The organism is Pseudomonas sp. lyk4-R2A-10, assembly GCF_030209075.1.
Taxonomy (GTDB): Bacteria; Pseudomonadota; Gammaproteobacteria; order Pseudomonadales; family Pseudomonadaceae; genus Aquipseudomonas; species Aquipseudomonas glycinae.
This window is the reverse complement of record NZ_JARVSR010000011.1, coordinates 105,860-119,993: the sequence shown is the minus strand read 5'-3', so window position 1 is coordinate 119,993 and position 14,134 is coordinate 105,860. Positions and strand designations below refer to the sequence as shown.

At 61.9% G+C, this 14,134-nt stretch carries 11 protein-coding genes and 1 tRNA gene; 3 read left to right on the top strand and 9 right to left on the bottom strand.

Going from position 1 to position 14,134, the window contains the following annotated elements; translation table 11 throughout:
• Positions 1–9: 9 nt before the first annotated feature.
• On the bottom strand, positions 10–951 hold the full coding sequence (gene pfkB, locus QRN46_RS17640; RefSeq protein ID WP_201818998.1) for a 1-phosphofructokinase: 942 nt from the start codon (positions 949–951) through the stop codon (positions 10–12).
• A complete protein-coding gene (ptsP, locus tag QRN46_RS17635) occupies positions 951–3,812 on the bottom strand; it encodes a phosphoenolpyruvate--protein phosphotransferase (protein ID WP_201818996.1) in 2,862 nt (953 codons plus the stop codon). The genes pfkB and ptsP overlap by 1 nt, the downstream gene beginning before the upstream one ends.
• Before the next feature lie 305 nt (positions 3,813–4,117).
• Between ptsP and cra the strand changes: the two genes are divergently transcribed.
• Positions 4,118–5,113, top strand: a complete 996-nt coding sequence (gene cra, locus QRN46_RS17630) for a catabolite repressor/activator (RefSeq protein WP_074691885.1) — start codon at positions 4,118–4,120, stop codon at positions 5,111–5,113.
• Between the two features lie 3 nt (positions 5,114–5,116).
• The gene (locus tag QRN46_RS17625; protein ID WP_201818994.1) at positions 5,117–5,893 is read left to right on the top strand and encodes a TatD family hydrolase; all 777 of its coding nucleotides are present in this window, start codon (positions 5,117–5,119) and stop codon (positions 5,891–5,893) included.
• Here the strand turns inward: QRN46_RS17625 and QRN46_RS17620 are convergent, their stop codons facing one another.
• The 5 genes from QRN46_RS17620 to QRN46_RS17600 all read right to left on the bottom strand — a co-directional run bounded on the left by QRN46_RS17620 (position 5,894) and on the right by QRN46_RS17600 (position 12,270).
• The gene (locus QRN46_RS17620; protein ID WP_201818992.1) at positions 5,894–6,283 is read right to left on the bottom strand and encodes a hypothetical protein; all 390 of its coding nucleotides are present in this window, start codon (positions 6,281–6,283) and stop codon (positions 5,894–5,896) included.
• 154 nt (positions 6,284–6,437) lie between these two features.
• Positions 6,438–8,468, bottom strand: coding sequence for a methyl-accepting chemotaxis protein (locus QRN46_RS17615; protein ID WP_285356243.1), 2,031 nt, complete (start codon positions 8,466–8,468; stop codon positions 6,438–6,440).
• Positions 8,469–8,625: 157 nt separating this feature from the next.
• Positions 8,626–9,459 (bottom strand): regulatory signaling modulator protein AmpE, encoded by an 834-nt coding sequence (ampE, locus tag QRN46_RS17610; protein WP_039769185.1) that lies wholly within the window; start codon positions 9,457–9,459, stop codon positions 8,626–8,628.
• The gene (gene ampD, locus QRN46_RS17605; RefSeq protein ID WP_285356240.1) at positions 9,456–10,016 is read right to left on the bottom strand and encodes a 1,6-anhydro-N-acetylmuramyl-L-alanine amidase AmpD; all 561 of its coding nucleotides are present in this window, start codon (positions 10,014–10,016) and stop codon (positions 9,456–9,458) included. Before ampD ends, ampE begins: the two co-directional genes overlap by 4 nt.
• A gap of 64 nt (positions 10,017–10,080) precedes the next feature.
• Complete coding sequence (locus QRN46_RS17600) at positions 10,081–12,270, bottom strand: DUF1631 domain-containing protein (RefSeq protein ID WP_011332413.1); 2,190 nt, start codon at positions 12,268–12,270, stop codon at positions 10,081–10,083.
• 255 nt (positions 12,271–12,525) lie between these two features.
• On the opposite strand from QRN46_RS17600, the gene nadC reads away from it, so the two are divergent.
• On the top strand, positions 12,526–13,374 hold the full coding sequence (nadC, locus tag QRN46_RS17595; protein WP_011332412.1) for a carboxylating nicotinate-nucleotide diphosphorylase: 849 nt from the start codon (positions 12,526–12,528) through the stop codon (positions 13,372–13,374).
• 51 nt (positions 13,375–13,425) lie between these two features.
• Here nadC and QRN46_RS17590 read toward each other — a convergent pair whose 3' ends face one another.
• Both QRN46_RS17590 and QRN46_RS17585 read right to left on the bottom strand, forming a co-directional pair.
• Positions 13,426–13,725 (bottom strand): DUF6388 family protein, encoded by a 300-nt coding sequence (locus tag QRN46_RS17590; RefSeq protein ID WP_041475501.1) that lies wholly within the window; start codon positions 13,723–13,725, stop codon positions 13,426–13,428.
• 234 nt (positions 13,726–13,959) lie between these two features.
• A tRNA-Thr gene (locus QRN46_RS17585) sits at positions 13,960–14,035 on the bottom strand.
• Positions 14,036–14,134 lie beyond the last annotated feature (99 nt).

The window sequence follows — 14,134 nt, the reverse complement described above, 5'->3', positions numbered from 1 at the left end:
CAAACCCTCTTATTGTTCTGTCAGGGGGCGCACGCGCACGCCCTGTTCGAGCTGCGTCAGTTGCGCAGCATCGTGAATACCGAATCCGATCTGGGTCACCGCCTGCGCCGCAATCGCCGTAGCAGTGCGCAGGGTTTGCTCCGGCGTGTCGGCGCTGAGCAGACCGTGGAGCATGCCGGCCAGCAACGAATCGCCGGCACCGACCGTGCTGGCGACGCTGACCTTCGGCGGTGTCGCATGCAGCGCCGAGCCGACGCTGAACCAGTTCACACCGTCGGCGCCGTGGGAAATCACCACATGCTCAATGCCCTGAGCGTGCAGCCGATTGGCTGCTTCGGCCTGAGACGCGTGGGACAGCACTTCACAGCCCAGCGCGTCGGCCAGCTCTTCAGTGTTCGGCTTGATCAGCCACGGGCCGGCCTTGAGCGCCACACGCAAGGCATCGCCGCTGGTGTCCAGGGCGACTTTCAGGCCCAACGCCTTCAAGCGCTCGACCAGTTCACGCAACCACTGCGCACTGACCCCGCGCGGCAAACTGCCCGCAACTACAACCGCGTCATGCCCCGGCGCGATCTGCACCAGACGCTCCAGCAACGCCTGTTGCGCCACTACGCCGACCACCGGCCCCGGGCCGTTGATGTCGGTGATGCGTCCATCCTGCTCAGCGACCTTGATGTTGCTGCGGGTCTCGCCGGGCACCCGGATAAACGCATCGGTGAAACCGCGTTTGGCGAACAGGGTTTCGAACGCTTGCAGATTGTCTTCGCCGAGAAAGCCGCTGACCGTCAGTTGATGACCGAGGTCGGCCAGCACTTGCGCAACGTTGACGCCCTTGCCGGCGGCGTGGGTGTGCATCTCGTCGCTGCGGTTGACCTGACCGGCCTCAAGGCGTGGCAACTGCACCGTGAGGTCCAGCGCCGGGTTGAGGGTCAGGGTGAGAATCTTGGCCATTACAGGGCCTCCACTAATGCGCGCACTTCGTTGGCGCTGCCCACGGCCAGGGCTTGTTGAGCAAGGGTTTGAGCCTGGGTCAGGCTGAGTTCGCGGATGCGTGCCTTGACCTCGGCGATGCTGCGCCCGGAGACGCTCAATTCATCCACACCGAGGCCGACCAGCACCGGCACCGCCAGCGGATCCGCCGCCAGTTCGCCGCACACACCGACCCATTTGCCATGGGCATGGGCCGCGCGCACGGTGATGTCGATCAGCTGCAGCACCGCCGGGTGCAAGCCGTCAGCCTGGGCGGACAAGGTCGGATGACCCCGGTCGATGGCCAGGGTGTACTGGGTCAGGTCGTTGGTGCCGACGCTGAAGAAGTCCACCTCTTTGGCCAGCACCGGCGCCAGCAGTGCGGCGGACGGCACTTCGATCATGATCCCCAGTTGCAGATCGGGAACCGGGATTTCCAGACGCAGGCGTTCGGTCATGTCGCGGGCCTGACGCCACTCTTCAACGCTGCCGACCATCGGGAACATGATCCGCAACGGACGGTTGTCCGCCGAACGCAGCAAGGCGCGCAACTGCGCTTCCATGATCTGCGGACGCTGCAAGGTCAGGCGAATCCCGCGCACACCGAGGAACGGGTTTTCTTCCTTGGCGATCGGCCAATACGGCAGCGGTTTGTCGCCGCCGACATCAAGCGTGCGCACCACCAGCGGCCGACCGGCGAGGCCGTCGAGGACGCGGCGGTATTCGGCTTCCTGAGTCGCCTCGTCCGGCGCCTGCGGATGGGCCATGAAAATCAGTTCGGTGCGCAGCAGGCCGATGCCTTCGGCGCCCTGCTCCACCGCGCTGATCACACCGGCGCTTTCACCGATGTTGGCGAACACTTCCACGGCGTGGCCGTCGGTGGTGTGCGCCGGTTGATGGCGTTGTTCGGCGGCGGCTTTCAGACGTTGTTCGCGGGTGTCACGCTCTTCGCTGGCGCGTTGCAGGGTAGCGGCATCCGCGTCCACATGCAGGCGACCGCGCTGGCCGTCGAGCAGCAACGGCGTGCCCGGTTTCAACAGCAACACGGCAGCGCCCGCACCGACCAGCGCCGGAATCCCCAGTGCGCGAGCCACAATTGCACTGTGCGCGGTGGCGCCGCCACGGGCGGTGAGAATCCCCGCGACCCGCGCCGGTTCCAGACGCGCCACATCGGACGGGCCGACTTCATCCATCACCAGAATGTACGGTTGCTCAGGCTCGGCGGGCGTCTGCACGCCACACAGTTGCGCCAGCACCCGACGACCAATGTCGCGCAGGTCGGCGGCACGTTCGGCGAGCAGCGCGTCCTGCAACGCTTCCTGTTGTTTCGCGGCGGCCTCGATCACGGCCATCCAGGCTGCTTCGGCGCTTTCACCCTGCTTGAGGCGAGTGTCGACTTCATCGGTGAGTTCCGGGTCGTCGAGCATTTCCTGGTGGGTGATGAAAATCTCGCGGATCGCCTTGGCCTTGCTGCGTTCGATCAGGCCCTGAATGTCCTGACGCACGTCGGCCAGCGCTTGCTTGAGACGCTCGCGCTCGATGGCGGCGGACTCGCCGCGCAGCGGATAGTCGATGGCTTGCTGGACCTGAATGTGCGCCGGGCCGATGGCGATGCCGGGGGCGGCGGGAATCGCTTGCAGCAGGCTGCCGGAGGCCGGGGCGCTCAGGACTTCGGCGATGTCGGCGATGACTTCGCGCTGTTGGCTGACTGCGGGCAGTGGTTCGACTTCTTCACCGAGGCCTTCCTCGATCGCCGCCAACAACGCCGGCAACGCATCGGCGGCGATGCTCGGCTCGGCGATGATTTCCAGCACCTGGCCACGACGGGCGCCGAGGCTCAGCAATTTGCTCAGGCTTTTCACCGATACGGCGCTGTCCTGACCGTCGACGATGCGCACACGGATTTCGCCGTCAAAACTTTTCGCCAGTTGCGCGAGGATCTTCGCCGGCCGCGCATGCAGACCATGGGCGTTGGCCAGTGCGATACGCGCACTCGGCCAATCGGCGGGCAACTCACCGCCGAGCACTTCAAGGACTTTGCGGCTGCTGGTGGCACGGCCCAGTTCATGGCCGCGACCTTCTATCAGCAACGCGCACAAACGCTCGAGCAACGCCTGATGCGCTTCACCGAGGCTGGCCAGACAGAACAGACCGCTGAGCGGCTGGCCGAGGTAACGCATCGGTTTGTCCGGCGTGACGAATGCCAGCCCCGGACGCTTTACGGTCTGCTCGCTGTGCAGCCACCACAGGCCATCGCCCAGCGGCAGCGCTTCGACCTGCTGCAATACCCCGGCGAAACCGTTGCTCACGCAATCGGCCTGGCGCAGCAGACGCGCACCCCGCCAGACCAGCTCTTCGAAATCGTCGGCCGATACGCCGAGGCCGATCATCTGTGCATCCAGCGCCAGCTCTTGCGGCGCGCCTTGCAGCAGTTTCAGCAATGCTTCGGGCGAACTGGCGCGGCGCAGGGCCTGGCCCAGATCGGTCTCGCCGAGGGCGCGGGTCAGCAGTTGCAGCAAGCGCAAGTGTTCGTCGGATTTGGCGGCGATGCCGATGGCCAGATAAACGATCTGGCCGTCGCCCCAGTCCACGCCGTCGGGAAACTGCATCAGGCGCACGCCGGTGGCGAACACCTGATCACGGGTTTCGGGCGTGCCGTGGGGGATCGCAATGCCTTGGCCGAGGAAGGTCGAGCCCTGAGCCTCCCGGGCCTGCAGGCCGGAGAGGTAGCCGTCGGCGACCAGACCATCGGCGACCAGATGACTGGCCAGCAATTGCAAAGCGGCGGGTTTATCCACAGCCGACTGGCCCATGGATATCTGCTCTACAGTGAGCTCGAGCATGCGATCTCCTTTTTGGCGTCGTGTGACGCCAGGTATTGTTTTGAATGGTTGCAGCTTAGGCGCTTGTCAGCTTCCCTTCAGGAGGCAGTTTTGGCGGTTTCACGGCAGAACCGGCCAAAGGCGTCTAAAACGTAGAAAATACGCTTGCTGAAACGTTTAATCTAGATTGATTGGCACGTTACTCGATAATGTCCCATCCTTGAAGTCCAACTTGTCGGATGCGCTGAGACAATGGTCGCCTGCCTGAATCGGGTAGGATTGGCGAAAATGTCGCGGCAAGCTCGAAAAAACAAGGAAATCCCGGGTTGAAACTCAGTGATATCGCGCGGTTGGCCGGAGTGTCCGTGACCACCGCCAGCTACGTCATCAACGGCAAGGCCGAACAGCAACGCATCAGCACCGCCACCGTCGAGCGGGTCCGGGCGGTGGTCGATCTGCACGGCTTTACCCCCAATCCACAGGCGGCCGGGCTGCGCAGTCGGCACACCCGGACCCTGGGTTTTATCCTGCCGGATCTGGAAAACCCCAGTTACGCGCGAATCGCCAAACTGCTGGAGCAAGGTGCCCGTGCGCGAGGTTATCAGTTGCTGATCGCCAGCTCCGACGATGCGCCGGACAGCGAACGGCAGCTGCTGCAACTGTTCCGCGCCCGGCGCTGCGATGCGTTGATCGTCGCCAGTTGCCTGCCGGCCGGTGACGACAGTTATCGTCAGTTGCAGGCCAAGGGCCTGCCGATCATTGCCATCGACCGGGTGATGGATGCCGAACATTTCTGCTCGGTGGTCAGCGATGACCGCGAAGCCAGCCTGCACCTGACCGAAAGCCTGCTCGACCCGCAGCCGAAACAGATCGTGCTGCTGGGCGCCCGCCCGGAACTGAGCATCAGCCAGGAACGTGCCGCCGGTTTCAAACAAGCCCTGGCCGGGTTCAAGGGCGAAGTGCTGATCGAACACGCCGAGTCCTTCAGCCGCGAGTGCGGCAAGCAGTTGATGGAAGAACTCCTGCAACGCCTCGGGCATTTGCCGGATGCGCTGGTGACCACGTCCTACGTACTGTTGCAGGGGGTGTTCGACGCGCTGCATGACTTCCCGTTAAAAAACCGCCCGCTGCGCCTCGGCACATTCGGCGACACCCAGTTGCTCGACTTTCTGCCGCTGCCGGTCAACGCCATGGCCCAGCAGCACCAGTTGATCGCCGACAAGGCGCTGGAACTGGCGTTGGCGGCGGTCGAACAATCGGACTACCAGCCTGGCGTGCAAGCCATTGCCCGTACCTTCAAGCAGCGTATTCACCGGGACTGAGCCGTGGAGCTGATCGACAGCCACACCCATCTGGACTTCCCCGACTTCGACGCCGACCGCGCGGCACTGCTGAGCGAAAGCCGCGCCCTCGGGGTGCGGCGGATGGTGGTGCTCGGGGTCTATGAGGGTAACTGGCAACGGGTGTGGGATCTGGTGCAAAGCGATGCCGATCTGTACGCAGCGTTCGGATTGCACCCGGTCTATCTCGATCAGCATCGGCCTGAAGACCTGCTTGCTCTGGGCGATTGGCTGACACGGCTAAAGGGTCATCGGCAGCTGTGCGCGGTCGGCGAAATCGGCCTGGATTACTTCATCGAAACCCTCGACCGCGAACGCCAGCAAGCGCTTTTCGAGGCACAACTACAATTGGCGGCAGATTTTGAACTGCCGGCATTGATCCATGTGCGGCGCAGTCATGCGGCGGTGATTGCCACGCTCAAGCGCTTCAAGCTCAAACGCGCTGGCATCATCCACGCCTTCGCCGGCAGCCGTGAAGAAGCGCGGGAATATATCAAGCTCGGTTTCAAACTTGGCCTCGGGGGGGCACCGACCTGGCCGCAGGCGTTGCGCATGCACCGGGTGCTGGCCGACTTGCCACTGGATTCGGTGGTGCTGGAAACCGACTCACCGGACATGGCGCCCGCCATGTACCCCGGCATTCGCAATACGCCAGCGCATCTGCCGGCGATCTGCGACTCACTGGCCACTTTGATGAACATCAGTGCGCAACAACTCGCTGCCGCCAGTACCGCCAACAGTTGCGAGGTGTTCGGCTGGTAGTCAGTCGGCGTGGGCCTTGGCCGCGTCGAGAATCAGCGTCAGATGCTGGCGCTGCCGGGCATAACGAATCACCGCGAAGTACACGAAAATCGCGATCAGCGATCCGTTCATCTGCTCGGTGACGCTGAGCAGACCCACCCATTCCATCACCAGGGCCACCAGCAGCGCGGTGCACACCGTCACCAGCGCACTGGCGCGCAGCAGGCCGAGTGAATCGAGCGAACGGAAACGTTTGATCTGCTTGGGGCAACGCAATTCCAGGCTTTTCTGGCAATGGGCACAGGTGAACGCTTCGTGGATCGAAATGGCATTCAGTTGCCAAGGTTTGAGCACCAGCGTGGTCTGGCAGTGGGCGCAGAGGCCCTGGACGCCCAGGGTTGCGGCGGACATGTGCGATCTCCTCCGAGTGGTCAAAGAACTGAGCTTGGTTCATTGAAGACGAAAAACCAGCGCCTGGAGGAAAACAGGATTTTGCTTACAGATCTAAGCAAAAAAGTACTACAAGCCATTCCGAAAAAACCTGCCTCACAGGAGGCAGGTCAATTCAAACCCGGAACGCGCTGATCAGCTGTTTCAACTCGACCACCTGCGCCGACAACGCACGGCTGGCATCTTCGGTCTGGTGCGCGCCTTCTGCGGTGCGCTCGCCGGCACGGTTGATCTCGACGATGTTCTGGTCGATATCGTGGGCGACGGCGGTCTGCTGCTCGACGGCGGCGGCGATCTGCTGGTTCTGGTCGACGATCATGCCGACAGCGCCGAGGATGTTTTCCAGCGCCTGCTGGACTTTCTCCGACTGCCCCACCGTGCCGCTGGCCATCTGATGGCTGACACCCATGGCCTTTACTGCCGCACCGACGCCGCCGTGGAGTCTGGCGATCATCTGCTCGATTTCTTCGGTCGATTGCTGGGTGCGTTTGGCCAGCGTGCGGACTTCGTCAGCGACCACGGCAAAACCGCGGCCCTGCTCACCGGCCCGCGCGGCCTCGATCGCGGCGTTGAGCGCCAGCAGGTTGGTCTGCTCGGCGATGCTCTTGATCACTTCCAGAACACGGCTGATCGCCTGGCTGTCGCTGGCCAACTGGTTGATCACCAGCACTGACTGATCGATTTCGCTCGCCAGTGCAGCAATGCTGCCCTGCTGCGATTCCACCAGCCCGCGACCGCTGATGGTTTCGTCATTAACGCTGTGGGCGCTGCTGACCGCTGCCGCTGCACTGCGTGCCACCTCCAGCGATGTCGCCGACATCTGGTTCATCGCGGTGGCCACTTGCTCGATCTGCGTGCGCTGCCCGGCGACCGCCTGATTGCTTCGCGCCGAGACGTTTTCCACCTGCCCCGCCTGTCGCTCGACCTCGCCAACGGTGTGGCCGACCCGTTCGATCAGGTCGTGGATTTTCCTCACCGTACCGTTGAACACTTCGCCCAACTCGCCGAGTTCATCGCGGCTGTTGGCGCGGAAATTCACTGTCATGTCGCCTGCCGCGACTTTATCCATCATGGCGCCGAGGTTTTTCAGGGTGGCGCGAGTCGAGGCGTAGAACCCGCCGTAGAGATAGAAAATCAGCACGAACACTACCGACAACGCCACGGCTTGCAGCACCATGTGCGTGCGGTTTTGCCCCAGGCGCTGCTGCAATTGGGTGTCGAGGAATTTCAGAGTGGCGTCGTCGAGCTGATAGGTCTGGTCCATCAGCCCGGTGACCTGGTCATAAAACCCCTGCCATGGAGCGTCGAGCGTTTCGGCCATCACCACTTGTTCTTCGATCAGTGTGCCGGCCTGTTTCAACGACGCCTTGCTGGCATCCGCCAGTGCGCTCAGGGAGTCACGGGCGGCTTTGCTGGAGCCCAGCGCGTCCTGCAATTTCAGGCCATATTCGGCCTGAAGTTTTTCAATCTGCACCAGCAGCTCGTCGAAACGGGTGCTCGACGAACTGTTGAGAAAGCCCTGGCCCAATGAATACGAACCCATCGCCCGACCTTCGCCCAAGGCCTGGGTGACGGCCGGCGTATTCGCGGTGATCAGCTCGGTGAGCTGGCGAATGTCGCTCTGGTTGTCGCGACTCAATCCGGCCTGACTGGCCACGATCTGGCTGAAAACCTGCGCATTGCCCAGCAGTTTGCCGATCAGCGCACTTTTGCTTTGCAGGGAGTTTTCCGCTTGTTGGTTCTTGAACGCAGCGATCATTTCATCGCGCTTGGTCTCGAAGAATTTGATCTGCTCAGGATCCTCGGTCATCGGCGTCAGCCCTTGCAGGCGGGCCAGGACGTTTTGCTCAAGGCCGGTGATCTGCACCTCGACATTGCCGGCCTTGCCGGACTGACCGAGGGTGACGTTGATCTGCACCAGACTGTTGAGGGTTTCCAGATCCCGGCGCAGGGTCAGGCTGCTGCCCAGCAGGTCGAGGCTCTGCAGCTCCACCCGGGTGCCCTGGAATTCGCGATAGGAATCGCGCACCAGATAGAAATTGGTCACCAGCATCGGCACCAGGAACAGCACGCTGATCAGGCTGAACTTCATGCCGAAGCTCAAGCGGTTCATCAGCGAGACGGCGGGATAGAGCAAGCTCTTCACTGGAAGTCTCCCTTGGTTTTTTCTTGTTTTTATTGGCAGGCGCGGGGCGACAGCAGATAGCCACTATCGGGCGCTATCTCTGTATAGCTCAAATCGAAGGGAGGTTTTGTAACTTAAGGTTAACGAGGGGGATTGCCCCCCTCATTACTCGAACGGCCTACGCCAGCACTGTCCACAGGGCAAATCCGGCATACCACAGCACCGCCGCCCGCAGCAGCAACTCCCACAGGCAGTCGAGGGTGTTGATGCCTTCGGGGCCGACAGCGGCCGGCGGGATTTCCCCGGCCGCCAGTCCGACCCTGTTGATCAGTTGCGCAGCGCTGATGTTCCAGTTCAGCAGCTCGTGCAGCATTACTCGGCTGACCGCGACGAAATTGCCCACCAGTGCAAGGCTCGCCGCCAGCAGGCGCACCGGCACCCAGTCGAAGGCGTGACGCAGTTGCCCTGCCCGTTCGGCCACCGCCGGGTTCTGGGCGTTTTCCTCCGCCAGCGCCAGCAAGCGGTAACTCAGTGCCGCCACCGGACCGAGCAGGAAGTACCAGAAAATCACCGCAAAAAAGCTCTGGTAGGCCTGCCACAACAGATGCCGCTGCACTTGCTCCAGCAATTGTTCGCCGCTTTCGGCGCAGATGTTCAGATCACGCTTGGCCACATGGGCGGCGGCCTGCAGGTCCTCACGGCGCCAAGCGTCGCGAAACGGCCCGAGTTCGCCGAGCAGGTCACCCCGCCCCAGGCTGTAAATCACCACCAGTAAATGCACCGGCAATGCCAGCAGACCATAGGCCACCGGCTCCAGCACCAGCAGCAACAAGCCCAGCAATGCCACCGGCAGCAGCACCAGAACAATCAGCACCAGCCACGGCTGTTTCGCCAGCCCACCGGTTTCAAGCTTGTGCAGTTCGCGGATCCATCCGCCATCGCGTTGCACCCGTTGGCGCAGAGCCGAGAACTTCTCGATCCAGACCGCCAGCAGTAACACCAGAAAACTCATTGTCCTTCCTCTTGTGCCAGGGCGGCGCGGTAGCGTGCCCAGTCGAATGCGGGTCCGGGGTCGGTCTTGCGTCCGGGGGCGATGTCGCTGTGCCCGCAGATGCGCTCGACGGTGATCGCCGGGAACGCCACCTGTATCTGCCGGGTCAGCACGGTCAACGCCTGGTACTGCGCATCGGTGAACGGCAGATCATCGGTGCCTTCCAGCTCGATGCCCACGGAAAAATCGTTACAGGTTTCCCGTCCTTCGAACACCGAAACACCGGCATGCCAGGCACGCTCAAGACAGGAGACAAACTGGGTGACCTTGCCGTCACGTTCGATCAGAAAATGCGCAGACACGCGCAGGTCGGCGATCCCGGCAAAGTAGGGATGTTCCGTGACATCCAGACGATTCTGGAAAAATTCCTGGACCTTGCCGGTGGCGAACTGCGCCGGTGGCAAGCTGATGTTGTGGATGACCAACAGGGAGACTTCGCCCGCCGGGCGTTCATTGAAGTTGGGCGAAGGGCAGACCTGCACCCCGTGACACCACCCGCTTGCGGGATCCAACTGCATACCGATTCCTTCAACGCCGACTGTGTTGGCGACCAGTATGCCGTGATCGGCCCCCGGCGCGCGATCACTTGCCGCGATTGAGCCGCCGCAGATTGCCGAGCACCGACTCCAGCGCCCGATCGAACAGCAAGGTGTCGTCCAGCGTCCGCACCGCGCCGCGACGAAACGCCAGGGCCAGTTCGGTGCGCTCGCGCTCCAGCACTTTCATCCCGGTACGGTCGACGAACACGTACTTGCCGGTCGCCTCGATGATCGCCGCCAGTTTGCAGCGCAGGGTGTGTTCTTCGTCTTCCTCGAACGCCACCCAACTGCCCAGACGCAGCTGATCAACCTGGCGCAGACCCGCATCGTCGGCTGGCAAACGCGCTGGCGTGCGTGGCTTGAGACCGTCGTCGGCCATCTGCAAGACAATCGTCTGCGACACCTCGATCATTTCCGGCAGCACGGACTGATCCGGTGCGCTGGACGGCTCGAGCAGGCGCACATGCAGCGCTTCCAACTCACTGAAAAAGCCGCTGGTGGCAAACGGGTCAAAAGCTGAAGTGCTCAGGCCGTCCCTCAATGACTTGAGCAATCCCGGCACCAGCGCCAACAGACGCAGACCGGCTTCGGCGTCGTCGTGGCGCTGCACACTCCAGATCAATTGCTCCATGGTCTGCACGTCGGCATGCCATTCGGCGGACTGATCGCCGTGCTTGAGGCAAGTCAGCAGCAACACCTTGCTCCAGGCCTCCTGCACGAACGTCACTACCGACGGTGGCAGGACTTTGCCCAGCAACGCCTGATTCAACGCCTGCTCGACCCGCTGACGAGCCAGTTCAGTTTTCGCCCGGCCCTCTTCGGCATCGCGCAAACGCTGTTCAAGCAATTCGCTGCGACGGCGTTCGTCACTGGTGAAGGCGAGGAAATCCGCCAGCAACTCGGAAAAAATCGCCGGGTCATCGACGAAATCCGCCAGCAGGCGCTGCACCACCTGTTCGATGCGCAGGTACAGGCTGTCGCGCGCATTACCGTCGCACTCGCCCCAGCCCATCGCCGCCTCGGCAATTTCATTGAGCAGCCGCCGCGCCGGGTGGCTGCTGCGGCTGAAGAAGCTTTTGTCGATCACCGCGACCTTCAACATCGGGATCTGCAACCGGGCAATCAGCGCCTTGAGCGAATCCGGCAGGTTGCGATCATCGAGGATGCAGTCGAAGACCATCGCCACCAGATTGATCACGTCCTCGTCCGCCCCGCCGACGATTCGTGATTTGCCGCTGCGCACGCTGACCCGGGTCAGCAACTGTTCAAGTTGATGGCGCAGATCGAAATCGTCCTGCACTGCCAGCGCCGGTACGTATTGCTGCAGGTGCGAGAGCAGGCGCAGCAGGTCGCGGGTGGAAATCGGCTGGGCGGGAGCGCTGGGCTCCAGGGTCGGCGCAACGGTGCCGCGCACGTGCAGCAGCAACTCCTGCAACGCGGCGAAGACCTCCTGCACGCCCGCATCGGTCTGGGTTTTGTCGACGCCCTCGAATTCGCCCTGCACGCTGGCCACGGCCTGATCGATGGCGCGACGGGCCGGTGCCGGCTTGAGCTCGGGCAATACGCCCGTGGCGATCAGCAGTTGATTGGCTTCGGCGTAGAGTTGATCGGTATCGGCCAGCACATACCGCTCGAACAGTTTGAGCAGGATCAGTTTGACCTTGATCTCCACCCCCAAGTTGCGCCCGGCCTGCAGGAAGTATTCGCAAAGCATCGCCGGGCCCAGCGGGTTGTAATGATCGTCCAGGGTCTTGCCCAACAGCGCATTGAATCGCGTGGTCAGTTGATCGAGGGCGAAACCGTCGCGATTCAGTACGCGGCCGACCATGGTCTCGACCGCGACGTTGCGCTCCATGTCATCGGTGCGCACTGTCGTGTCCTCGTGCTGCAAAGCATGAGAGAGGACGGTGGGGACGGGATCGAATTGAGTGAGGCCGACAAAGGCCTCGAAGAACTGCTCGAGAAAACCGCGCTCGATGTTCTTGCGCTTGAGGCGCAGGTCGCGCATGGCTTCGAAAAAAATGTTCTGTTCGACGTCATTGCGTGCCCGATCGGCCATTTCGAACAGGGTGTCGTCGGCGTTATCGAACAACTCCTGCAAACCGTTGCGCAGGCGCTGGGCAGCCTTGTCGCGAACCTGAAGCAGAATCACAGGCAGGCGGGCGAGCGGCGAGTGAGTCGCCTGATCGGTAGTGGCCTTGTGCAGAGGCACTACATTCCCGTCGTTGTGCATCCAAGCCTCCTGAAACGGTGATTCGCCGACGTCAAAGTCATGGCGTCAAATGCAAGGCGGATTATCTTGCAAAAGTTGTCCCCGGCGCCAGAGCCGTCAGGGTTTCCCCTATGCGCCAACACCTTGCAGTGACCACGACAGAAACGGGTTTGCTCAAAGAAAATCGACCGGATGCAGCGCTGCCTGGCTGTTCTCGCCTTGGGTTGGCCGACGCCATGCCCCTATAATCGGGCCACTTAGTTTGTGGAGCCCGTTATGCCGAATCTACGTCTCGCCGATTTGACCGCCGAAATCGAAGCCAACGTGCGCCGTGCGTTGCTCGAAGACATCGGCAGCGGCGACATCACCGCGCAACTGATCCCGGCCGAACGCCTGGCCAAAGCCACCATCATCACCCGCGACGCCGCCGTCATCAGTGGCACAGCCTGGGTCGATGCGGTGTTCCGCCAGCTCGATCCGCGGGTGGCGGTGCACTGGCAGGTGCGCGATGGCGAACGGGTTTCGCCGAATCAGCCGCTGTTTCATCTGGAAGGCCCGGCCCGTTCGCTGCTGACCGGCGAGCGCAGCGCCCTGAACTTCCTGCAATTGCTGTCGGGCGTGGCGACCCGCGCGCAATACCTGGCGGACTTCGTCGCCGAGACCTCGGTAAAACTGCTCGACACCCGCAAGACCCTGCCGGGCCTGCGTCTGGCGCAGAAATACGCGGTCACCTGCGGCGGTTGCCATAACCATCGCATCGGCCTGTACGACGCGTTCCTGATCAAGGAAAACCACATCGCCGCCAGCGGTGGCATCCCACAAGCCATTGCCGCTGCGCACAAGATTGCCCCGGGCAAGCCGGTGGAAATCGAAGTGGAAAGTCTGGAGGAACTGAAAGAAGCGCTGGCCGCCGGTGCCGATATCATCATGCTCGACGAACTGAGCCTCGATGACATGCGCGAAGCCGTGCGCCTGAACGCCGGCAAGGCAAAACTGGAAGCCAGTGGCGGCATCAACGAAAGCACGCTGCTGCCGATCGCACAGACCGGGGTGGACTACATTTCGATCGGCGCGATGACCAAGGATGTGAAGGCTGTGGACCTGTCGATGCGCCTGAGCATCTGAGTCGATCACGCAATAAAAAACGCCAGCCCTTTCGAGGCTGGCGTTTTTGTTTCAGACCACCAGATTGTTCATCTCGCAGTACTCTTCCCACTCGACACCCAGCACTTCAGCCGCTTCCTTGTGCAGCTCCAGACGCTTGGCCTCAAACTCTTCAGGCGTACTGGTGTACTTGAGGGTCAACTCCCAAGGTTGCAGGCCCTGGGCTTCGGCTTCGTCTTCGAACGCCCACTGGATCTGGTCTTTCTGATCATCGGGACTCAGGTCCTTGATCTCTTCCTGCAGATCCGGAACATCCAGGATGTATTTTCTTAGCGCTTCTTCGTGACGTTGCTCTTGAGTTAATTCGGTCATGGCGTTCTCGCTGATCATGGGAATGGAGGATGGATCTGGATCATCAAGGATCTCTCTGACGCGGACTGTCCGGCCTTCGGAACCATTCGGGATCATCTGAAAACTGCTAAGCGATGCTCATGCAGGCACCGAATATAGGACGTTTGCATGACGAATTACACGGCTCTTTACATCTCTCCCACAAAAAGTTGACCTGTGGAACATAAATGCCGGTTTAAAAGGATTAGGGAGAGGTGGTGCCCGAGACAGGAATCGAACCTGCGACCTTCGCGTTACGAGTGCGCTGCTCTACCGGCTGAGCTACACGGGCGGTGGGCTAAACCTAGCACTGGTCTTGCGGGTCGGCAACTTCGCCGAATGACTCGATATTTCATGGACAAAAAAAATGCCCCGCCGTTTTCACGGCGGG

What these genes read in the sequence shown, in the direction of transcription:
- pfkB (WP_201818998.1), bottom strand. Translation starts at nt 951, where the DNA reads ATGGCCAAGATTCTCACCCTGACCCTCAACCCGGCGCTGGACCTCACG.
- ptsP (WP_201818996.1), bottom strand. Translation starts at nt 3,812, where the DNA reads ATGCTCGAGCTCACTGTAGAGCAGATATCCATGGGCCAGTCGGCTGTG.
- QRN46_RS17620 (WP_201818992.1), bottom strand. Translation starts at nt 6,283, where the DNA reads ATGTCCGCCGCAACCCTGGGCGTCCAGGGCCTCTGCGCCCACTGCCAG.
- ampE (WP_039769185.1), bottom strand. Translation starts at nt 9,459, where the DNA reads ATGAGTTTTCTGGTGTTACTGCTGGCGGTCTGGATCGAGAAGTTCTCG.
- ampD (WP_285356240.1), bottom strand. Translation starts at nt 10,016, where the DNA reads ATGCAGTTGGATCCCGCAAGCGGGTGGTGTCACGGGGTGCAGGTCTGC.
- QRN46_RS17600 (WP_011332413.1), bottom strand. Translation starts at nt 12,270, where the DNA reads ATGCACAACGACGGGAATGTAGTGCCTCTGCACAAGGCCACTACCGAT.
- nadC (WP_011332412.1), top strand. Translation starts at nt 12,526, where the DNA reads ATGCCGAATCTACGTCTCGCCGATTTGACCGCCGAAATCGAAGCCAAC.
- QRN46_RS17590 (WP_041475501.1), bottom strand. Translation starts at nt 13,725, where the DNA reads ATGACCGAATTAACTCAAGAGCAACGTCACGAAGAAGCGCTAAGAAAA.